20 protein-coding genes and 3 pseudogenes are annotated in these 20,327 nt (G+C 61.7%); 12 read left to right on the top strand and 11 right to left on the bottom strand.

Annotated elements, in window-relative coordinates:
• Positions 1-264, bottom strand: a 264-nt coding sequence (locus VZ95_RS26520) for a hypothetical protein (protein WP_156994946.1), incomplete at its 3' end; no start/stop codon positions are given.
• Positions 265-388: 124 nt separating this feature from the next.
• Here VZ95_RS26520 and VZ95_RS26515 point away from each other — a divergent pair.
• Positions 389-1,120 (top strand): class I SAM-dependent RNA methyltransferase, encoded by a 732-nt coding sequence (locus VZ95_RS26515; protein WP_232302439.1) that lies wholly within the window; start codon positions 389-391, stop codon positions 1,118-1,120.
• A gap of 429 nt (positions 1,121-1,549) precedes the next feature.
• Here VZ95_RS26515 and VZ95_RS26510 read toward each other — a convergent pair.
• Positions 1,550-1,711: pseudogene (locus VZ95_RS26510) on the bottom strand (TetR/AcrR family transcriptional regulator); the annotation flags it as partial.
• Positions 1,712-1,796: 85 nt separating this feature from the next.
• Between VZ95_RS26510 and VZ95_RS01900 the strand changes: the two are divergent.
• Complete coding sequence (locus VZ95_RS01900; protein ID WP_045774366.1) at positions 1,797-2,327, top strand: anthrone oxygenase family protein; 531 nt, start codon at positions 1,797-1,799, stop codon at positions 2,325-2,327.
• A 72-nt stretch (positions 2,328-2,399) separates the two neighbouring features.
• Positions 2,400-4,203: pseudogene (lepA, locus tag VZ95_RS01895) on the top strand (translation elongation factor 4).
• Positions 4,204-4,327: 124 nt separating this feature from the next.
• On the opposite strand, the gene VZ95_RS21360 reads toward lepA, so the two are convergent.
• The 4 genes from VZ95_RS21360 to VZ95_RS01875 all read right to left on the bottom strand — a co-directional run bounded on the left by VZ95_RS21360 (position 4,328) and on the right by VZ95_RS01875 (position 7,766).
• Positions 4,328-4,690 carry a hypothetical protein gene (locus VZ95_RS21360; protein ID WP_052711399.1) on the bottom strand — a complete coding sequence of 121 codons (363 nt, stop codon included), beginning with the start codon at positions 4,688-4,690 and terminating at the stop codon, positions 4,328-4,330.
• 99 nt (positions 4,691-4,789) lie between these two features.
• The gene (locus tag VZ95_RS01885; protein ID WP_045774365.1) at positions 4,790-5,842 is read right to left on the bottom strand and encodes a diguanylate cyclase; all 1,053 of its coding nucleotides are present in this window, start codon (positions 5,840-5,842) and stop codon (positions 4,790-4,792) included.
• Positions 5,843-6,000: 158 nt separating this feature from the next.
• On the bottom strand, positions 6,001-6,309 hold the full coding sequence (locus VZ95_RS01880) for a hypothetical protein (protein WP_045774364.1): 309 nt from the start codon (positions 6,307-6,309) through the stop codon (positions 6,001-6,003).
• Positions 6,310-6,320: 11 nt separating this feature from the next.
• A complete protein-coding gene (locus tag VZ95_RS01875; protein ID WP_045774363.1) occupies positions 6,321-7,766 on the bottom strand; it encodes a helix-turn-helix domain-containing protein in 1,446 nt (481 codons plus the stop codon).
• A gap of 566 nt (positions 7,767-8,332) precedes the next feature.
• On the opposite strand from VZ95_RS01875, the gene VZ95_RS26505 reads away from it, so the two are divergent.
• Positions 8,333-8,470: a hypothetical protein gene (locus VZ95_RS26505; protein ID WP_232302438.1), complete on the top strand. Its 138-nt coding sequence runs from the start codon at positions 8,333-8,335 to the stop codon at positions 8,468-8,470.
• Positions 8,471-8,670: 200 nt separating this feature from the next.
• Here the strand turns inward: VZ95_RS26505 and VZ95_RS22640 are convergent, their stop codons facing one another.
• Together VZ95_RS22640 and VZ95_RS01865 are read right to left on the bottom strand one after the other, a co-directional pair.
• Positions 8,671-9,120, bottom strand: a complete 450-nt coding sequence (locus VZ95_RS22640) for a helix-turn-helix domain-containing protein (RefSeq protein WP_198148027.1) — start codon at positions 9,118-9,120, stop codon at positions 8,671-8,673.
• 344 nt (positions 9,121-9,464) lie between these two features.
• Positions 9,465-10,493 carry a histone deacetylase family protein gene (locus tag VZ95_RS01865; protein ID WP_045774362.1) on the bottom strand — a complete coding sequence of 343 codons (1,029 nt, stop codon included), beginning with the start codon at positions 10,491-10,493 and terminating at the stop codon, positions 9,465-9,467.
• A 169-nt stretch (positions 10,494-10,662) separates the two neighbouring features.
• Here VZ95_RS01865 and VZ95_RS01860 point away from each other — a divergent pair, with 169 nt between their 5' ends.
• From VZ95_RS01860 to VZ95_RS21350, 3 genes are all read left to right on the top strand, one after another.
• Complete coding sequence (locus VZ95_RS01860; RefSeq protein WP_052711398.1) at positions 10,663-11,412, top strand: DUF1194 domain-containing protein; 750 nt, start codon at positions 10,663-10,665, stop codon at positions 11,410-11,412.
• A 63-nt stretch (positions 11,413-11,475) separates the two neighbouring features.
• Positions 11,476-12,573, top strand: coding sequence for a transglycosylase SLT domain-containing protein (locus tag VZ95_RS21355; protein ID WP_052711397.1), 1,098 nt, complete (start codon positions 11,476-11,478; stop codon positions 12,571-12,573).
• Positions 12,574-12,767: 194 nt separating this feature from the next.
• Positions 12,768-13,427, top strand: a complete 660-nt coding sequence (locus VZ95_RS21350) for a MarR family winged helix-turn-helix transcriptional regulator (RefSeq protein ID WP_156994942.1) — start codon at positions 12,768-12,770, stop codon at positions 13,425-13,427.
• Here the strand turns inward: VZ95_RS21350 and VZ95_RS01845 are convergent.
• Complete coding sequence (locus VZ95_RS01845) at positions 13,402-13,800, bottom strand: response regulator (protein WP_045774361.1); 399 nt, start codon at positions 13,798-13,800, stop codon at positions 13,402-13,404. The genes VZ95_RS21350 and VZ95_RS01845 overlap by 26 nt on opposite strands.
• Before the next feature lie 69 nt (positions 13,801-13,869).
• Positions 13,870-15,396, bottom strand: coding sequence for a PAS domain-containing sensor histidine kinase (locus tag VZ95_RS21345; protein ID WP_052711395.1), 1,527 nt, complete (start codon positions 15,394-15,396; stop codon positions 13,870-13,872).
• 164 nt (positions 15,397-15,560) lie between these two features.
• Between VZ95_RS21345 and ffh the strand changes: the two are divergent.
• The 5 genes and pseudogenes from ffh (at position 15,561) to rplS (ending at position 19,216) form a co-directional block, all read left to right on the top strand.
• Positions 15,561-16,933, top strand: a pseudogene (gene ffh / locus VZ95_RS01835) (signal recognition particle protein).
• 90 nt (positions 16,934-17,023) lie between these two features.
• On the top strand, positions 17,024-17,395 hold the full coding sequence (rpsP, locus tag VZ95_RS01830) for a 30S ribosomal protein S16 (RefSeq protein WP_045774360.1): 372 nt from the start codon (positions 17,024-17,026) through the stop codon (positions 17,393-17,395).
• 22 nt (positions 17,396-17,417) lie between these two features.
• Positions 17,418-18,008: a ribosome maturation factor RimM gene (rimM, locus tag VZ95_RS01825; RefSeq protein ID WP_045774359.1), complete on the top strand. Its 591-nt coding sequence runs from the start codon at positions 17,418-17,420 to the stop codon at positions 18,006-18,008.
• Complete coding sequence (trmD, locus tag VZ95_RS01820; RefSeq protein WP_045774358.1) at positions 18,005-18,730, top strand: tRNA (guanosine(37)-N1)-methyltransferase TrmD; 726 nt, start codon at positions 18,005-18,007, stop codon at positions 18,728-18,730. The genes rimM and trmD overlap by 4 nt, the downstream gene beginning before the upstream one ends.
• 99 nt (positions 18,731-18,829) lie before the next feature.
• Positions 18,830-19,216, top strand: coding sequence for a 50S ribosomal protein L19 (gene rplS, locus VZ95_RS01815; RefSeq protein ID WP_045774357.1), 387 nt, complete (start codon positions 18,830-18,832; stop codon positions 19,214-19,216).
• An 85-nt stretch (positions 19,217-19,301) separates the two neighbouring features.
• On the opposite strand, the gene VZ95_RS01810 is transcribed toward rplS, so the two are convergent.
• A partial coding sequence (locus VZ95_RS01810; protein WP_156994940.1) for an Mrp/NBP35 family ATP-binding protein occupies positions 19,302-20,327 on the bottom strand: 1,026 nt, incomplete at its 5' end.

Genomic DNA, 20,327 nt, shown 5'->3' with positions numbered 1-20,327 from the left:
GTCGAAACGGTGACGGCAGGGGCGAGCCCCGACCGCGTGCCGTCGATCTGCACCCTCTTCGGACGTTGCGGCGGCTGTAGCCTGCATCACCTGAGCGAAGCGGCGCAGGCAGAGTTGAAGACCGACCGCATCCGCCGCGCGCTCCAGCGTCAGGACTTCGATTCGGTGCCGCTGCGCCCGCTGCTGATGAGCCCGCCCGAAAGCCGCCGCCGCGCCAGCTTTTCCGCCCGCCGTACCGCGCAAGGGGTGATCCTCGGCTTTCATGAAGCCGCTTCGGCGACGATTCTGCCGCTCGACGCTTGCCCAATTCTGCGCCCGGCGCTGGTTGCGGCGCTTCCGGCCGTGCGCGAGGCGCTGGCGCAGCTCATGCCCCCCGGCGGGATGCTTGATGTTCTCCTCACCGAAACCGGCGCGGGGCTCGATCTGGTACTGGTCGGGCTCGAAAAACCCGATCTCGCCGGGCGGGAAGCCTTGGCCGAGGTTGCCAATCGGCTCGATCTGGCGCGGCTCGCCTGGTCGAAGGATGCGGCAAAGCCCGGTCGAAATTCTGGCCGAACGCCGCGCGCCGTGGCTGATGTTCGGCACCGCCCGCGCCATTCTGCCGCCGGGAGCGTTTCTCCAGGCGACCGCCGAAGGGGAAGCGGCGCTGATCGCCGGGGTTCGCGCCGCCTTAGAGGGCGTACCGCCGCGCGCGCTGATGATGGATCTTTTCGCCGGGCTCGGCACCTTTACCCTGCCGCTCGCGGCCCAAGGGCACCGGGTAACGGCGGTGGAAGGGTTGGCCGATCCGCTCACTGCCCTCGACCGCGCGGCCCGGCAGGCGCAGCTTCCGGTGACGATTCTGCAACGGGATTTGGAGCGCCGCCCGATGTTGGCCTCCGAATTGGAGGGAGTTGCGGCAGCGGTCATCGATCCGCCGCGCGCCGGGGCCAAAGCCCAAACCGCCGAACTCGCCGCCTCCCGCGTGCCGCTAATCGCCGCCGTCTCCTGCAATCCCGATACCTTCGCCCGCGATGCGGCGATGTTGATTGAGGGCGGTTATCGGCTCGATTGGGTGCAGCCGGTCGATCAATTCCGCTGGTCGCCCCATGTGGAACTGGTGGCGCGCTTCAGTCGCTAAGAAAACAGCCGCTTTACCCCCGCCACAGCGGCTTCCGCCCGTTGCCGTCGTGCGTCGGCGGTGGGGCGGGCGGCGGGGTCGCGGTGCAGGGCGGCGATTTGGCTGTCGCCGATCAGGAGCCCATAAAAACGCCCGATAAACCGGGCGCGGATCGGTGAAGGCAATGCCGCCCCCGTCGCGCCACCGCGCCAAGACATCGAGAATCAACGGGGCGGAGCGGTTGCGCCCATGCGCCAGTAGCAGCGCGCTCCAGCGGCCCGACGGGTCGGACAAGGCGGCGCGGTTGAGGGCGAGGCCGGTTTCCGAGGTTAAAAGATCGAGAAGCCGTTCACCGACAATCACCAACTGCGCTTCGGCGTGACCAGGGCCGAGGTCGGCCGTCAGCGCGTCGGTCAAGCCTGCGGCCTGCTGTTCGATCATCGCAGCGATGAGCGCTTCGCGGTCGTCGAACAGCGTATAGAGCGTTTCCTTAGAGCATTTGGCCGCGCGGGCAAGGGCGACCGTCGTTAGGGCCGCGAGGCCCCCCTCACGCACTAAATCGGCGGCGATCGCGAGAATTTGGCTGCGGCGGTTGGGATCGGCAGGGGGCATCGCGGGGCTTTTCAAGGGGCGTACTCCGGGGTACAGATAAGGGGCGTACCGATCAGTACGCAACATTCCTGTCGAGGAGGCTTCGATGATTGCTGCCCGTCCAACCCCGCTGCTCTGGGGGCTCTCCCTTACGTCTCTCCTGCTGATGGGGGCGATTGCCGGCTTTTTTTACGCCTATGCCTGCTCGGTGATGGTTGGCTTGGCTGCGGTCGATGCCGGTACGGCGATACGGGCGATGCAGGGGATCAATGCGACGGTGCGAAACGTCTATTTCGCCCCGGCCTTCTTTGGCCCGCCCGTCGTCGCGCTGTTGACCGCGTGGGCGGCGTATCGTCAAGGTCGCTCGGTGATGGGGCGCTGGTTTGTTGCCGCCGCCCTCGTTTACGGTCTCGGCGGTTTGCTGCTCACCATCCGGATCAATGTGCCGATGAATGCGGCATTGGCGCTTCTGGCCGTGCCCACCGATCCCGCCGAGGCGGCGCGGATTTGGGCGGCCTATGCCGAGCCGTGGCGCTTTTGGAACCTGATGCGGACCCTAGCGAGTTTCGCGGCGCTGGCCTGTTGCGGAATCGGGATCAGCTTTTTGCAGAGCGCCCCGCGCGCCGAGGCCGCCTAAGGGCTGCGCATTCGGTTGCGGGCAGGACCTTAGGTCAGTATGGTGCGGCCCAAGTATCTAGAGGCTGAGAGAATGACCGCGTTAGAATTGATCCGCAACTTTTCCATCATCGCACATATCGATCACGGGAAATCCACCCTGGCGGATCGGCTGATCCAAGCTTGCGGTGGCCTCACCGACCGCGAGATGAAGGAACAGGTGCTCGATTCGATGGATATCGAGCGCGAGCGCGGCATTACCATTAAAGCCCAAACCGTGCGGCTTCAATATAAGGCGTCGGATGGGATCACCTATACGCTGAACCTGATGGACACGCCCGGCCACGTCGATTTCGCCTATGAAGTCAGCCGGTCGCTTGCCGCGTGCGAAGGCTCGCTGTTGGTGGTCGATGCTAGCCAGGGGGTTGAAGCGCAAACGCTCGCCAACGTCTATCAGGCCCTCGACGCGCACCATGAAATCGTGCCGGTGCTGAATAAGATCGATCTGCCCGCCGCCGAGCCGGAGCGGATCAAAACCCAGATCGAAGACGTGATCGGTATCGATGCGTCCGAAGCCGTGATGATTTCGGCTAAAACCGGCCTCGGCATCGGCGACGTACTCGAAGCCCTGGTCAAGCGCCTGCCGCCGCCGAAGGGCGATGCTTCGGCCCCGCTGCAAGCCCTGCTGGTCGATAGCTGGTACGATGCCTATCTCGGCGTCGTCATTCTCGTGCGCGTGCGCGAAGGCATTTTGAAAACCGGCGCGAAGATTAAGCTGATGTCCACCGGCGCGCTGCATCAAGTGGACCGCGTGGGGGCGTTCACGCCGAAAGCGGTGACGATGGGCGAGTTGGGGCCGGGGGAAATTGGCTTCATTACCGCCGGGATCAAGGCCGTGGCCGATTGCGCGGTCGGCGATACGATTACCGAAGAAAAGCGCCCGGCGGCGCAAGCCCTGGCCGGGTTCAAGCCCTCGGTGCCGGTGGTTTTCTGCGGTCTGTTCCCGTCCGACGCCGCCGAGTTCGAGCATTTGCGCGAGAGCTTGCAGAAGCTGCGCTTGAACGACGCGAGCTTCCAGTTCGAAGCCGAAAGCTCGGCGGCGCTGGGCTTCGGCTTCCGTTGCGGCTTCTTGGGGCTGCTGCATCTCGAAATCATCCAGGAGCGGTTGGAGCGCGAGTTCAACCTTGATCTCGTTACCACGGCGCCCTCGGTGGTCTATAAGATCGTCCTCACCAATGGTGAGGAAATGGAGCTGCATAACCCCGCCGATATGCCGGACGTGGTGCGCATCGAGGAGATTCAGGAACCCTGGATCAAAGCCACCATCATGGTGCCCGACGAGCATTTGGGCGCGATTCTGGCACTCTGCCAGGAACGGCGCGGCATTCAGATCGACCTCACCTATGCGGGCAACCGCGCGATGGCGGTTTACCGTCTGCCGCTCAACGAAGTCGTCTTCGATTTTTACGACCGGCTGAAGTCGGTCAGCCGGGGCTACGCCAGCTTCGATTACAGCCTAGACGGCTATGAGGTCGGCGATTTGGTGCTGCTGAATATTCTGGTGAATGCCGAGCCGGTGGATGCGCTGGCGCTCATCGTTCACCGCAGCCAGGCCGACCGGCGCGGGCGGGCCTTGTGCGAAAAGCTGAAGGATCTTATTCCGCAGCAAATGTTCCAAATCGCCATTCAAGCCGCTATCGGCGGGCGCATCATCGCGCGCGAAACCGTGCGGGCGATGCGCAAGGACGTGCTGTCCAAATGCTACGGCGGTGATATTTCGCGCAAGCGCAAAACTGCTCGATAAGCAGAAGGAAGGTAAAAAGCGCATGCGGCAGTTCGGCAAAGTCGAAATCCCGCAGAGTGCGTTCCTCGCGGCGCTCAAGACTGGGCCGGATTAAACTGCAAGCGGGCTATCGCCCGTACCCATTCGGGGAGCAAGCTCCCCGAACCCCTCTTTTCTTATTGATAAGAAAAACTAGAAAAAGTGAAAGGCCCCGGTTTCGGGGCCTTTCTTATATCTGCTTATTTCTTCGTCCAAACTTCCGTGCCCTTGGTGCCGGCATCGCTGCGCCGCCACCATTGGCCCTTGGCACTCCCGTCGGGGTTCAGCGTCATGAGCATGATCGAGTTGCGCTGATCGACCACCGAGGCCACGGCGAAGATGTTGCCCGAAACCTGGCCGATGCCGATGTAGTCGCCGCCATCCCATTTAACCAAATACGCGCCCGAGGGCTCCTGGGAAATGGTCAGCGAGCCTTCGTCGTAAACCGAACCGTCCGTATTCGTGCCAGTCACCTTATAGCTCCCAATCAGCCCGGTTTGGGCGAGGGCGGCGGTGGTCATCGACAGGGCGAGCGCGCCGCTCAGCAGAAGCGTCTTCAGCATTATGAGCTCCAACGAAAAAAAGGACTCGGATCGAGTCGGCGCAACTATCGACTCGATTGCGTTAAAAACCGATTAATAAAATACGGCTAAAAGGTGAAGCTAAAAGGTGCCGGGCGGCGCGGCGCGGACAACGCGGTTGCGACCGCTGTTTTTAGCCTGATAGAGCGCGCGGTCGGCCGCCGCCAGAATCGCTTCGGGCTGCTGATAGCCATAGCATTCGGCCACACCGATGCTGACGGTGACGGCCAAATCTTGCCCCTCATCCACGGTGATCTTGGCGGCAGCGATGCTGCGGCGCAGCCGTTCGGCGATCACATGGGCGTCTTCGATATTGGTTTCGGGCAGGAGGGCGGCGAACTCTTCCCCGCCCATCCGGCCCAAATGATCGGTGGAGCGTAGGCAGGATTTACACACGGCGGAGAAATGCGAGAGGGCCAAATCGCCGGTGCCGTGGCCGAAACGGTCATTGATCGATTTGAAATGGTCGAGATCGATCATCAGCACGCAAAGCGGCGTCGCGGTACGGGCGCGCCGCGCGAGTTCCTGATCGAAGAGTTCGAGAAAACGGCGGCGGGTCAGCGCGCCGGTCAGCATATCCAGCGTCGCCAAGCGGCGCAGCTCGTCTTCCAGAATCTTGCGCTGCTCGATTTCGAGCGCCAACATTTTATTCAGCGCTTGCAGGCGGTTATTGGCTTCTTGAAGCTGCACATGCTGCTCGCGCAGGTGCAGCATATTTTGCACGCGGGCGCGCAGCTCGGTCCCATCGACCGGCTTACCGAGGAACTCGTTGATCCCGGCGCTCAAGGCCAGCGTGCGCACGGCAGCCTCGTTACGGGCGGTCGCCATGATGATCGGCACGGCGCTGCCGTGGGGCAGGGCACGGATGCGGCGGGCAAGGGCAATGCCATCCATATCGGGCATCACGTAATCGGTAATGACCAGATCGGGCCGGTGGGTTTCGACCCAGGCAATCGCTTCGAGCGGGTCGGTAAACAGCGCGACGGAGAGGTTCGGCGATTCGCCCAGGGCAGCTTTGAGCAGCAGGGTGCTGGGTCGCGCGTCATCTACGATCACGATCGAGAAAACGCGGCCACTCACGGCCTGCGACTGTCCATGCTCCATCAAGTCCTCCGACTTGCGCCCCGCGCTCATATCCTCCCCCTCCTCATCGCCGATGCACGATGGACCGAGGCCAATTTCGGCGGCTTTTTATGCACCGCTTCAAGGTTGACTATATGAAGTGAGACTAACCAATCGCAGCCGGGCGGGAAAGGGTCTTTCCGAAACACTCCTGGAAATAGCGTGGTGGTCTAGGGCGTTTCGGCCTCGTCGGGCGGTGGTTTGCGTTTGAAAGCCGCGCCGCGCCCGGCATCCATGAACACGCCATAGAGCGAGCGCAGCATATCTTCCGGGCGTTGGCGACCGTAGGGCAGATTATCCTTAGCGTATTCGATGATCTCTTCGGACGGTTTGCCCGGCACCAGCACATAGCCTTCCTGGGCCAGCATGCGCAGCACGGCTTCGGCCTGTTTGGTGTAATCCTCGAAGAAATAGCGCGTATCGGCCTGCCGAATGGCCGTGGCGATCTTCATGCGGAAATCGGGGCGTTTGAGGGCCATGAGCGCGCGTATCAGCTTTCCGGGGACATGTAGGTAGCCAGGGTCCGGCGATTTTCGTCCAGACTGAGGGCGTGATGCAAGGAAGGATGCGCGCGGTCGGCGCAATCCTTGCGCGGGCAGACGCGGCAAGACACGCCGATAGGGGTGATAAGCTGCGGATCGTCGAGATCGAGCCCATCGGCATAGACCACCTCGCGGGCGTAGGTCACGGCACAGCCGAGGCCGATGGCGTGCCGCCCGCCGCCGCGCGCATTATTGCCCCGCAAGGTCGAGCGCCCGATGCCATCGACGGTGCGGGCGATGCAAAAGAAGCTGCCCCCTTCCGGCATGCGGCTGACTTGGCGGCGCAGCAGCCCAGGCGTGGAGAAAGCGTCATAGACGTTCCAGCGCGGGCAGGCGCCGCCGAAGCGGGCGATGGAAATGCCTGAGGCGGAAAAGCGCTTCGAGATATTGCCCGCCCCATCGACGCGCAGCAGGTGGAAGGGCACGCCCTGATTGCCGGGGCGGCGCAGGCTGGTGAGCCGGTGGCAGACCTGCTCGAAGCTGGTATCGAAGCGCCGTTCGAGGGTTTCGATGTCGTGGCGGGTCTCGCGCGCGGCGGCGAGGAAACGGTCGTAGGGCATCACCAGGGCGGCGGCGAAATAATTCGCGAGGGCGACGCGGGCGAGGGTATCGGCCTCCTGCGTCGTGAATTTGCCGCCCGAGACCAGCCGGTCGAGCAGCGGCCTTTGGCCGAGGAGGGCGATCTGATGGGCGAGCTGAAAGGTTCGGCTGGTGCGCGGCAGCAGTTCCGACAGGGTGAGCTTGCGCGTGCGTGGATCATAGTGGCGCAAGAGCCCGCCGAGGCCGTTCGCTGGCGCGACCACGACATCGACGGCATAGGCCTCGCTTAGCAGCTTCACGAGGCCGGTATAGAGCGCCTCCGGGGCGAGGTCGCCCCGCTGCCACAGATCGTCGGCGGCGGCTTCGAGTTCCTTGAAGTAGTTTTTGCGGTCTTGGATGAAATCCGTCACCTCTTCGGACGGCATGCCGACCGGCATGGCAGCTTCGCCATCTTCCCCTAAACCGCTCCCCGGCGCGGCGGTAGCGCTGCCACCGGCGCGAAAGGCTTGATAGAGGGTCAGCACGGCTTTGCCCAAGGTCGGTGCCGCGCCAACCAGCTCGTCGACATCGGCGGTTTTCAGGTCGTGCCCGTCGAACAGCGGGTCGGCGAAGACCTCCATCAGATCGTTGACGAGGCGGCCATCGTCGTCGGCGGTGAAATCGGTGATTTCGATACCGAAGCGCTGCGCCAGTTTCAGCAGCACTGGCACGGTTACGGCGCGCTGATTATGCTCCAGCAGATTGAGATAGCTCGCCGACAAGCCCAAGGCTTCCGCCATTTGGGCCTGAGTGAGTTTCTGCGACTGGCGCAGACGGCGGAGTTTCCCGCCGAGGCGCGTGATGGTTGCGGCCATGAAAATTCTTTACAATGATGGTGATGGAAATGTGTAAAGAAGTATGAATTTTCACTGTTTCCCGGAACTTTGCAAGTCCTTATTGCCGCCGCCCCGAATCGCGTGCTTCATAGGGACATCAGCGGCGCACATCAAAGAACAGCCGCTCCCGATACCAAGGCCGGACCAACCGGCTGAGACCGGCGAGTTTTCGCCAACCTTGGAACCCGGCGGGGGAGCTTCCCCCGTCCTATAAAATGCCCCTTGGAGACGAAAAGACCGGATCAACCGGCCTCGGCCTCCAAAAATAAGAATAAGTTTGGGGGAGGAGCGAGCGGCGCAGGTGGGCGGACCTGCGCCGTTTTCGTTTGAGCGGCCAGAGCGCATCAAGCGCTTGGTTTTATTAAACTATTTTCATCTAGTGTTAATTGAATCAAACTTGCTGAAAAACGGAACCTCAGGCACTCTCGGCTTGGCCAAACGAAGGCTCTATCGGCTTCTAAGGCTCGAAAGGGACAGATGAAGTCTGTGGGCATTCTCTGCTGGTCTATTTTTTTAGTGCCGTTCACACTCCCAAGGGGTCTGCCATGAAAACTTTCGCTGTGCTCTCGGTAGCGTTGCTGTCGGTTGTCGCCTCCACGGTTGCCGTTGCGCAAACCGCCGCCGACAAGAAGTGGGTCGCCCAGTGCCTCGTCGATAATAAAAGACGCGAAGGCCGCTGCTAGCGTCGTGAATGCTTACTGCGTGTGTATGAACGATCAGATGAGCGAAAACGAAACCAAGAGCATCACCCAGTGGGAAAAAGAAAACCCCACCGAGCGCAAGATGTGCGAAGCGAAGGCCGGTTGGCAGTAAGGGTTTCCTTTTATATGAACGGGCCGCAATTTTCGGCCCGTTCATATAATGTTTTATATAAAATTATATACTATTTCATGATATTCTTTCTTAAGAAAATCCCAATATTTTTCATATTTCTAAAATCTTTAGAATCCATATTATTGTCTCTAAAGTAATTTTTTTCCTCCTTTATCAAGTTTTTTACTAATTCAATGCATGGTGATAAATCAAATATATTCACATTTGAAGTTCTTCTATTTACAATGATATATTTTTTCTCTTCTAATCCTAAAATTAATCTCTGGATTTGTCTTTCGCTAATTCCAGAGCGATTTGAGAGTGTTTTTATGCTTGGGAAGACTTTCGTTTTCGGCTTCCATTGAAATGATATTAGAGTGATCAGTAACATAATCTCTGATGCGGTGAGGTGCATCTCTTCCGTTACTAGGCTGTTAATGAAGAGCAAATGGTGTGGGATTATCGTAAATCCCGCTTCGGAAAGGTATGGTCCCCATATGGTTTCTTGATCGTTTGACATTTTGGCACCCCAATAAAATATATTATAATCAGTTAAACAACTAACCATACAACATAATCTCAATACAATATAATTGTCAAGTTTGAAAAAACTATTAAATATCAATTAGTTATAACTATGATTCTGGGGTGTTAAGCTTTTTTCGTGCGGACAGGATGACAAAATGTCGTCATGTCACGACATTAAGAGGGAAATTTTGGTTGCAAAATCGCGTGGGTGGTGTCATCTTATCTGAGTTGGGGGCAGGGGGATGCGGCGGACCGCGGTTCTCTTCCGCGCTTGGTAATCGAAGCAGGGAAACGAAGGGGGTTTGACTCCCCTTCCCCTGGACGCCCCCAACACTTTTAATGCCCCTCAAACCCCGTCAACACCCCCGCCACATTCCGCCCGATTTCCGCGACCGCATAGCCGCCTTCCTGCACGAACACCGTCGGCAGCCCCAGGCCCGCAATCGCGGCGCCCATCAGCGGATAATGGGCTTCTTTCAGCTTGAACGCGCTGATCGGGTCGTTCTCATAGGTATCGACGCCCAAAGACACGACGAGAGCCTCGGGTGCGAAGGCGCGGACGGCGGCGATAGCCTCTTCCAGCGTCGCCCGATACTGATCCCACGCCGTGCCGCGTGGCAGCGGGAAATTGTGATTGAAGCCGAGGCCCGCGCCCGCGCCGCGCTCGTCGGCATAGCCCCGGAAGAAGGGATATTCGCTCTCCGGCGTGCCGTGAACCGAGACGGTCAGCACATCCGCCCGTTCCCAAAAAATATCCTGGGTGCCATTGCCGTGGTGATAATCGACATCGAGCACCGCCACGCGCGCCCGGCCCTGGTCGCGCAAAAACTGCGCGGCAATCGCGCCATTATTGAGGAAGCAGTAGCCGCCGTAAGTCGCATACCCGGCGTGATGCCCCGGCGGGCGGCAGAGGGCATAGGCGGCGGGCGCGCCTTCCGCCACCAAAGCTGCGGCGGTCAGCGCCGATTGCGCGCCCGCGAAGGCGGCGTCCCAGGTCCCTTCGACAATCGGCGTGCCCGCGTCATAGGCGTAATAGCCGAGCTTGCCATTGATCCCCGTCGGAATATGATCCTGGCGCATACTGCGCGCGGCAAACCCGCTGGGCAGCATGAACCCGTCTTTGCCGACCGCTTTCCACTGTGCGAAGGCGGTTTGCAGGAAGGCGATGAAATCGGCGTCATGCACGCGCAAAATCGGCGCCAAACCAAAATCGCGCGGGGCCATAATCGGCAGGCCCGCCGCCAGCACCGCCGCTAGAATATACTCGACCCGCACCGGCATTTCGAAACAGGGGACGAGTTCGCCCCGGTGCAATTCCATGCCGCCATCGTGGCGGGCGTGCAGAGGCGAATAGACGGTGCGCAAGCGGGCCTCCCAACCTCGAAATATCGGCCCTCAGCCTGGAAGCAAGCGGCGAGAAAGATCAAGGGGCTTCCCTCGCCTTTCTTAAAACAATAAGCAGTGCGGAATATCTTGCGTTAGTGATTAAGCCGTCGCAGGCTGAACCGGGGGCTCTTGCAGTCGGAGGTGATCCATGCGGCGGTTTTTGATGGTTCTGCTGTGCGGGCTCCTCTGCCCCGTTGTGGTCGCTCAAGCGCGGGTGGTCGATCTGCTGCTGGTGCTGGCGGTCGATGTGTCGCGCTCGATTGATGAGGAAGAATTCACGCTCCAGCGCGAGGGCTATGCCCAGGCGCTCACCGATACGAGTGTTCTCAATGCCATTCGCTCCGGCCCGATGGGGGCGATTGCCGTCGCCTATATGGAATGGTCGGGTGCCGATTTGCAGACGGTCATCATCCCCTGGACGGTGATCGACGGTGCCGCCCCGGCGCAAAGGATCGCGCAGATTCTGCGGACCGTACCGCGCCCCTTCGGCGAGCGCACTGGCGTCGGCGCGGCGATTGCAGCGTCGGTTGCGCTGATTGAAGCCGCGCCGCACGAAGGTCTGCGGCAAGTCATCGATATTTCCGGCGATGGGCGCAATAGTTCGGGCGGCCCGCCTGCGCCGTTCCGCGATATGGCGGTAGAAAAAGGCATCACCCTCAACGCTCTGCCGATTGTGAATAATCGGCCGACCTTCGGGCGGATCGAGCCGGATTTGCCGGGCTTCTTTCGCGATGAGGTGATCGGCGGGCCGGGGGCGTTTCTGCAAGTCGCCGAGGGCTTCACCAGCTTTGGCGCGGCGATCAAAGCAAAATTGGTGCGCGAGATTGCCCATCGGCAGCCGTTGCCTCAGTCAAACCCCAGCGAAACCCTGATCGGAGTAATACCGCTGGGTAAATAATTCCGGCTGAAATGCGGCGGTGATCTTTGCTAGAGTGCCAAAGCTAGCAAAGGGACAGGACCAATGGCAGTCGGCAACTCCGCTCTCGGGCAAAAAGCACTGGCGCAAAAGGCAGCGGGCTCCAAAGGGGAGCGCGGGGCTGAAGCGCAGCAGGTCGCGGGTTATAAGATCGACGGCGACGTGCTCTCGGGCATCCGGCAGGCCGCCAAAAAGACGGGGGTGAATTTCTCCTATCTGATGGCCCAGGCCGCCCAGGAAAGCAGCTTCAATACCGACGCCAAGGCCTCGACCAGCACGGCGACCGGCCTGTATCAGTTCCTCGATTCCACCTGGATGCAGATGGTCAAGGAACATGGCGGCAAGCATGGGCTTGGCCAATATTCCAATGCCATCGAAGCAAATGGCAAGGGCGGGTACAGCGTCCGCGATCCCAAGCTGAAGCAAGAGATTCTCAATCTGCGCAAAGACGCCAAGGTTGCCGCCGTCATCGGTGCGGAATTTGCGCTGGGCAATAAGGAAACGCTGGAGCGCAACCTGAACCGCTCGGTCGGCGGCGCGGAAATGTACCTGGCGCATTTCTTAGGCGCGCAGGGGGCGACGAAGTTTCTGGCGGCGGTGGATCGCAATGCCGATCTACCGGCGGCGAAATTAATGCCCGATGCGGCGGCCTCCAATCGCGGCGTGTTCTACGATAAGGAATCGGGTCGCCCGCGCACGGTCGGCGAAGTGTTCCGCATGTTCAGCCGGTCGATCGAGAAAAAGGCCGAGAGCTTTGCCGCGCTGGAAGAGGGCGGCGCTGCCGTTGCCGGTCCGCGCGCCAATAAGCCCGCGCCGAGCATGATGCAGGGGCCGCGACAGGAATATGTGCGTTTTCTGCCGCACGCGCCATCGGCCGAGAGTGAAACGGTTGCCTCGCTGCCGACCGGCCTGTCGAATGCCAGTTTCCTTACGATGCTGACGATGGCGGCGCTCGAAACCACCGAAGGCATGGGCGATGCGCTCACGAGCAAGGACAGTGACGGCGATGGCCGCGTGACCGCCGCCGATGCGCGCACGCGCCCGACCGACGACGACGCGGTTGCGGCGAAGCTGGAACAAGGCTTGCGCGAAGCCCGCGCGGCGGAAGCCTCACAACGCCTGAAAACGGCGGGTCTTCTTTAAGGGATTCTCGGAAACGCCGTGAGATTGGGCAGCCGATAGCCACCCGCAGAGCAGCAATGAGCGTACCAGAGAGCGCGTTGCTGCAATTCTCTCGACAGTCCGCGTAACTCTTGTTGATAATGCACATCGAATGGCAGTGTTTCCGCTCTGCCTATCGGGGCTGAAACCAACAGGAACGACAAAGGGTGCGGCGCATGGAGTCCACTCCGCTCCCCTCCGGGGCGACTGGAACAGCAGGAACGGCAGAACCGCCGCCTGATCGGCAGAGCATGGCGATTGCGGCGCTTCTCGATCAAATCGGGCGACGCGCCGATGCGGCAGCCTGGGCGACGGGCCTGCATCCGGCGCAATGGTCGGCTTTACGCTATTTTTCCCGCGCCGGGGCCGAAGCGCGGACGGTTGCGGCGTTTGCCGCCTTCGTCGGGGCCTCGCTCGGCACCTCCTGGCAGACGGTGAAAGCGCTGATCGGCAAGGGCTATGTCACCAGCAATAAAATGCCGGGGCGGGGGAAGGTGCTGCGCATCGATTTGACGCCGAAGGGCCGCCAGCGCATTGCCGATGATCCCTTGGCCGAGATCGGCCGCGCGATTGCCCTGCTCGATCCGACGTTACGCATCACGCTGATCGAAGCGGCGGAGGGTGTTTTGCGGCGCTTACCGGCGCGCGGCGTTGCGGCGACTGCCGAAGACGAGGCGCTTCCGGTGGTGGGCGCGGCGACGGAGGCCGAACGCGTTCGGCCCGGCATTCATCCGGTGCCGCTGGCGAGCGAGCCGCTGCCGTCGGATACGGCCCCGCATCGGGAAGGCGTGATCGGCTTCTATCCCAGGGTTAACCGGTCGGCCCCGGTAGAGTAAGCGCCGCCAAAAGCTCTTCCGGCTCGAAGGGTTTGAACACCACCGCATCGGCCCCGCGCGCTTCGGCGGCGGCGGTCGAAACCTCCAGCGGCATACTGCGCGAGCCGCCCGAGACGACGACGAAGCGGGTATTGGGCCGGGCACTGCGCCAGCGGGCGAGCAGTTGCAGCCCATCGACGCCCGGCATCCATAAATCTGTGACGACGACATCGAAATTATACTGAGGGTCGCGCAGGAAGGCTTCGGCCTGTTCGCCATTTTCCGCGCGTTCAATCCGATGCCCGGCGTCCAGCAGGATCAGCGCAATCGCTTCCCGCACGGCGGCCACATCTTCAACAATCAGGATAGAAAGCGAAACGGGAGTCTCGGTCATGGGACGCAAGCCTAATTGTTAGTCGAGATACAATCCCACTCTAAGATGATTCTGCCGCATTGGGAAAGGCTAAGCGGGCGGCTTTTCCCCCTCTGGCGGGCTGAGAGCTGTGACATAGGGCAAGATCAGCGTAAAGCGCGTGCCGCTTCCCGGAAAACTAACGCATTGGATCGTGCCGCCCCAGCGCCGCACGACGCCATAGACGATGGAGAGGCCAAGGCCCGTGCCTTTGCCGAATTCCTTCGTGGTAAAGAAAGGCTCGAACACGCGGGCGCGCACGGTTTCGGTCATGCCCGGCCCGGTATCGGCGATGCACAACTCCAGCGCCTTGCCATCGGCATGGGCGGCAGTGGTGACAGTGACGGTGCCGGGCCCGTCCATTGCCTCGAAGGCATTCTTCAACAGATTGGCGACGACCTGCCCTAGCTCGCCAGGGCCGCCGAAAATCGCCCGGTTGCTGTCGGGCGTATGGGAAACGGTTAGGCGGATCTCGGGGGCTTGCGCCGCGAGAATACGAATTTCCCGGTCGATCACCTCGATGGGGTCGGGGATCGTCGCGAGCCCGCCGAGGCTGCGGGGGCGGGCGAATTCCAAAACGGTGCGCACGATATCGCGGGCTTGGCGGGCGCTGGCGAGGATGGTTTGCATCGCCTCCCGGTCCCGGTTATTGGTCGCGCGGTCGGCAGCGAGGCGGGAGTAGGTCAGAATCGGTTGCAGGAGATTGTTGATCTCATGGGCAACGCCCCCCGAAACGCGGCCTAAGGCGGCAAGATTGCGCTGTAATTCACCCTCGCGCCGGGCTTGCTCGGCCCCGGTTTCGTCTCGGAATGTGCCGCGAAACCCGATGAGCCGCTCGGCCTCGTCGCGCACGGGAACGCCGTTCATCTCGATCAGCCGCCGCCCGAGCGGCCCCAGATCGAAGGGAATGGTTTCGCTGCGAAAGGCGCGTCCGGCGGCAAGGGCGGCTTCGATGGCGGTGACGGTCGCATCGTCGCGGGCTTCCAGGGGGATATGGTCGATCCAGCGGTCGCCCAAACACAGGCTGAAGGCATGGCCGAGATCGTCGCCGCCTTCCACCTGGGTCAGGCGGCCATCGGCGCTCATATCCCAGAAGACATCGTGGGCCGATTCGGCCAACTGGCGGTAGCGCAGATAATTGCCTTCCAACTCCCGCTTCACCCGCGCGCGCGCGGTCACATCATAGAGGCTTGAGAAAATAACCGTGCGGCCCTGCCATTGGATCGGGCGGGTATGGATATCGACGTAGAACTCCACGCCCTGCCGACTGAAGCCGCGCACTTCGGTTAAGCTCACGGCCTGGCCGCTTTCCAGAACGCGGCTCCAGATTACGAAGGCGCGGACCAAGCGTTGAATGGGGATGAGATCGTCCAGCCAGCCAAGCGCGATTACCTCCTCCGGGCTCTCGAAACCGAGCAGTCGGGCAAACCTGCGGTTGGCGTAGAGCGGCTCCAGCCGATCATGAATCAGGATCGCCTGATTGCTGCCGTCGAGCAGCGCGGTAAACAGCTCCTGTTGATCGTCGGAGGCGGCGGGTAGGGCCGAAGCGGCGTTCGGCGGGGGGATTGGGGTAGCCACACAAACTCCCAAGCGGTGCACGCTGAGTCTGTTTGACTCAGCGCCTCAAAAGCGCTATGTGCTGCCACCTTATCGAAGGGTTTTCCCCAGGGGAAGATCCTCGCCGGTCCGCGAGTGTCGCGCACCGGCGCTTTTTGTTTTGTGGGAACGGGTACGGCGCGCGCATGTTCGAAGGGCTCAGCAATCGGTTAGGGGAGGTTTTCGACCGGCTTAAGAAGCGCGGTGCCCTCTCGGAATCCGATGTGAACGAGGCCCTGCGCGAGGTGCGCATTGCGCTGCTCGAAGCCGATGTGGCGCTGCCCGTCGTCAAAGATTTCATCAATTCGGTCAAGGAACGCGCGATTGGGGCGGAGGTGGTCAAATCGATCACCCCCGGTCAGATGGTCGTCAAGATCGTTCACGATCACTTGGTCGAGCTGCTCGGCGGTACGGTTCAAACCCTCGATCTGGTGGCCGCCGCCCCCGTGGTTGTGATGATGGTGGGGCTGCAAGGCTCCGGCAAGACCACCAGCACGGCGAAAATCGCCAAACGCCTCGCCGAGCGCGACCGCAAGAAGGTGCTGATGGCCTCGCTCGACGTCGCCCGCCCGGCGGCGCAGGAGCAATTGGCGGTGCTGGGGCGGCAAGTTTCGGTCGCAACCTTGCCGATCGTCGCCGGGCAACAGCCGGTCGAGATCGCCAAACGCGCGCTGGTGATGGCGAAAACCGAAGGCTATGACGTGCTGATGCTGGATACGGCGGGCCGCCTGTCCATCGACGACGCGTTGATGCTCGAAGTCGAAGCCGTGCGCGACGCGACGCAGCCGGCGGAAACCCTGCTGGTGGCCGACGCCATGACCGGCCAGGACGCGGTGAATACCGCGCGCATCTTCAACGAGCGCGTTGGCCTGTCGGGGATCGTGCTGACCCGTATCGACGGCGACGCGCGCGGCGGGGCGGCGCTTGCCATGCGTTCCGTCACCGGCAAGCCGATCAAGCTGCTCGGCACCGGCGAAAAAATGGATGCGCTGGAAGATTTCCACCCGGACCGGATCGCCGGGCGCATCTTGGGCATGGGCGATGTCGTCAGCCTGGTCGAAAAGGCCGTGGCGACCATCGACCAGGAAGAGGCCGAAAAGCTCGCCGCCAAAATGCAGAAGGGGACGTTCGACCTCGACGATTTCCTCTCGCAACTGCGCCAACTCAAAAAATGGGCGGCATGGGCGGCTTGATGGGCATGTTGCCGGGTATCGGTAAGATCAAGAAGCAGATGTCCGAAGCCAAGATCGACGATGGCATGCTGAAGCGCCAGGAAGCGATCATTCTCTCGATGACCAAAGCCGAACGGCGCGACCCGAAAGTGCTGAACGCGAAACGCCGCGTGCGCATCGCCAATGGTTCCGGCACCAGCGTCGCCGACGTCAACCGGCTGATGAAGCAGTTCGGCGATATGCAGAAGATGATGAAGCAGGTTCAGGCGATGGGCAAATCGGGCAAGCTCAGCCGCATGATGCCGCAGCTTCAAAATATGATGGGCAAAGGCGGCTTTCCGCGATGAAAGCGTCAGCTTAGCCCCTCTGAACCGGGTGCGCGCCCTGTGGCGGAAACCCCTCGTGTGTTGTTTTTAGACCTGTAAGGAAGTTACTCAATGTCGCTTAAGATTCGTCTGACCCGTGGTGGTGCCAAGAAGCGTCCGTACTATCGCATCGTAATCGCCGAAGCGACCTCGCCGCGCGATGGCCGTTTCATCGAAAAGGTTGGCGCTTACAACCCGATGGTCGCCCAAGATCATCCGGATCGTCTGCACCTCGACCAAGAGCGCATTAAGCATTGGCTCTCGGTTGGCGCACAGCCGACGGACCGCGTGGCCCGTTTCCTCGGTAAAGCTGGTCTGATCGAAGCCCCGGTCTACCGCGACACGCCGACGAAGTCGGCCCCGAAGAAGAAGGCCCAGGAACGCGCTAAGGCCGCTGCCGCCGCCGCCGAAAAGGCCGCTGCTGCTGCCGCTGCGGCTGAGTAATTTCGACTAAGGCGCGCGGGGAATGGTGCAAGCGTCCAATCCGTCAAACCTTTTGTGCGTCGGCCAGTTTGCCGGGGCGCATGGGGTGCGCGGTTTGGTGCGGTTTCACAGCTATACCGGCGCGCCGAAAGACGTGTTGCGCTATCAGCCCTTGCGCGACGAGCAGGGCCAGGAATTTCGTCTCGCGCCGGGAGGGCAAGCGCCCAAAGGCAGCAAAGGCGATGTTTTGGTCGTGCGCGTCGCCGGGGTTGAGGATCGCAACGCGGCGCAAGCGCTCAACGGTCGTCGGCTCTACGTGGATCGGGCGGTTCTGCCCGACCTCGGTGACGAAGACGATTTCTACCATGCCGATCTCATCGGCTGTCAGTGCGTGACCGAAGCGGGCGACCGTTTGGGTCAAGTGCGGGCAATCCATGATTTCGGTGCGGGGGACGTGCTGGAAGTGGTCAATGGTCCGAAGGGCGGCCTGTATCTGCCCTTCACCAAGGCGGTAGTGCCGGTGATCTCGATTGCCGAACGCCGCCTGACCGTGCGCCTGCCTGAAGAAGTGATGGGCGAGCCGGGACGCGGCGGGGACGACGAAGCTGATGCGGATCCGGGCGAAGCGGCATGAGTGCTGCGGGGCCTTGGACCGCGACGGTTTTAACGCTGTTCCCCGAAATGTTTCCGGGTTCGCTGGGGCATTCTCTGGCGGGCAAGGCGCTCGCGGCGGAGCGGGTTCGGATCGAAACGATCCAGATCCGCGAATTCGCGACTGACCGGCACGCCAGCGTCGATGATTCGCCCTTCGGCGGCGGCGCAGGTTTGGTGATGCGGCCCGATGTGATCGACAGCGCCCTGCGCTCGGTGGTCACGGAAGGCTCACATCGCCCGATCCTGTACCTGTCGCCGCGCGGAACCCCGTTAACGCAAGCGCGGGTGATCGCGCTGGCGGAAGGCCCTGGTCCGATCCTGTTGTGCGGACGCTATGAAGGCGTCGATCAGCGGGTTCTGGATGCCTGGGCGATGGAAGAGGTTAGCCTGGGGGATTATGTGCTGTCGGGCGGCGAGCCTGCGGCGCTGGTTCTCTTAGATGCCTGCATCCGTCTGCTTCCCGGCGTTATGGGCAATGAAGATACGACGGCGGAAGAAAGTTTCTCGCACGGCTTGCTTGAGTATCCGCACTATACCCGCCCCGCCGATTGGGCCGGGCGGGAGGTTCCCCCAGTGCTGCTCTCGGGCAATCATGCGGAAATCGCGCGGTGGCGTCAGGCGCAAGCCGAGGCCATTACCCGCGCCCGCCGACCCGATCTGATGCGGGCCTTCGAGGCCCGTTCAGTCCCGGCCCGAAAGTAATTTTGGGCCGTCACGGTAAGGGGAGCAATCCCCGTACCGCTCTCGATAAGCCCCGGCTGCAAGGCCGATGGCTTCTCTCGATCCTCAAAGGAAGATGCAATGAACATCATTCAGACTCTTGAGCAAGAGCAGATTGCGAAGCTCACCGCCGACAATCCCATTCCGGTTTTCGCTCCTGGCGATACCGTAAAGGTGAAGGTGAAGGTTATCGAAGGCACGCGCGAGCGTATCCAGGCCTATGAAGGCGTGGTGATCGCCCGTAAGAACTCCGGTATCAACTCCAACTTCACCGTGCGGAAAATTTCCTACGGCGAAGGCGTCGAGCGCGTGTTCCCGCTCTACTCGCCGCGTCTTGCGGGCATCGAAGTGGTGCGTCGCGGGGCCGTGCGCCGCGCGAAGCTCTATTACCTGCGCGACCGTCGCGGCAAGTCCGCGCGTATCGCCGAAAAGGTCGTGCCGCGTAAGCCGAAGGCGACGGTTGCGTAAGCAGCCTGTAGCTCATCCTTGGAAAACCCCGCGCTTTGCAAAAGGTGCGGGGTTTTTTCTTGGGGGTGCTAATCATCCATCGCGATCAGAGATCATCAAGCTTTACCTCTATGGCTCGATCGCTCTGGGCCAATCTTTCCAGCAGAAGAGGCTTCATCGCGCTATCTTCTGCCGTATATTTATCGAAGTCGGGCACGGGCCGAGGTTTGAGATTGTTCGGCTTTGGTGATTTGTTGCGCGTCTTGGTCATCACACCCCCCGGATCGTCGGCGCTGGCCGGGCTGCTGCGCCAATCTGCGCGCGGACCTTTTTCGGCCAGACCACGATAGAGCGCGGCGCTGCGGCTGTCCGGCGCACTCACCACCAGGGGCGTGCCGCCATCGGACGCTTCGCGAATCGCAGGCTCCAGCGGGATTTCGGCGAGGAAGGGCACGCCCAGCGTGTCGGCTTCCTTATGCGCGCCGCCGTGGCTGAAAATATCGGCGCGGTGGCCGCAGTTGGAGCAGAGGAAGTAGCTCATATTCTCGACGATGCCGAGAATGGGCACCTCCACGCGGCGGAACATAGCGATGCCGCGCCGGGCGTCCAGCAGGGCAATATCTTGCGGCGTCGAGACGATGACCGCGCCCGCCAAAGGCACGCGCTGGGCGATGGTCAGTTGCGCATCGCCGGTGCCGGGGGGCATGTCGATAATCATCACATCGAGCGGTCCCCAGGCAACGTCGCGCATCAATTGTTCGAGCGCGCCCATCACCATCGGCCCGCGCCAGATCATCGCATTATCCTCGGCGACCAGGAAGCCGATGGACATGACCGCAACCCCGTGCGCTTGCAGCGGGATGAGCTTCTTCTCCGCATTCAACTCGGGCCGGGCGGTGAGGCCCATCATGCGCGGCGCGGAGGGGCCGAAGATATCGGCATCGAGCAGCCCGACCTTCAAGCCCGATTGCGCCAGCGCTACGGCGAGATTGGCAGCAGTGGTCGATTTCCCAACCCCGCCCTTGCCCGAGGCAACCGCGACGACCGACGCGACGCTGGGCAGCAGCGACGGGCGGGCGTTGGTGCCCGGCTGGCGCGGCGCTGCGGCGGCGCTACGCTCGGCGGTGAGCAC

The organism is Elstera litoralis (assembly GCF_000963705.1).
Classification (GTDB): domain Bacteria; phylum Pseudomonadota; class Alphaproteobacteria; order Elsterales; family Elsteraceae; genus Elstera; species Elstera litoralis.
Note: the sequence above shows the minus strand (reverse complement) of the source record. Positions and strands in the feature narration are given on the sequence as shown.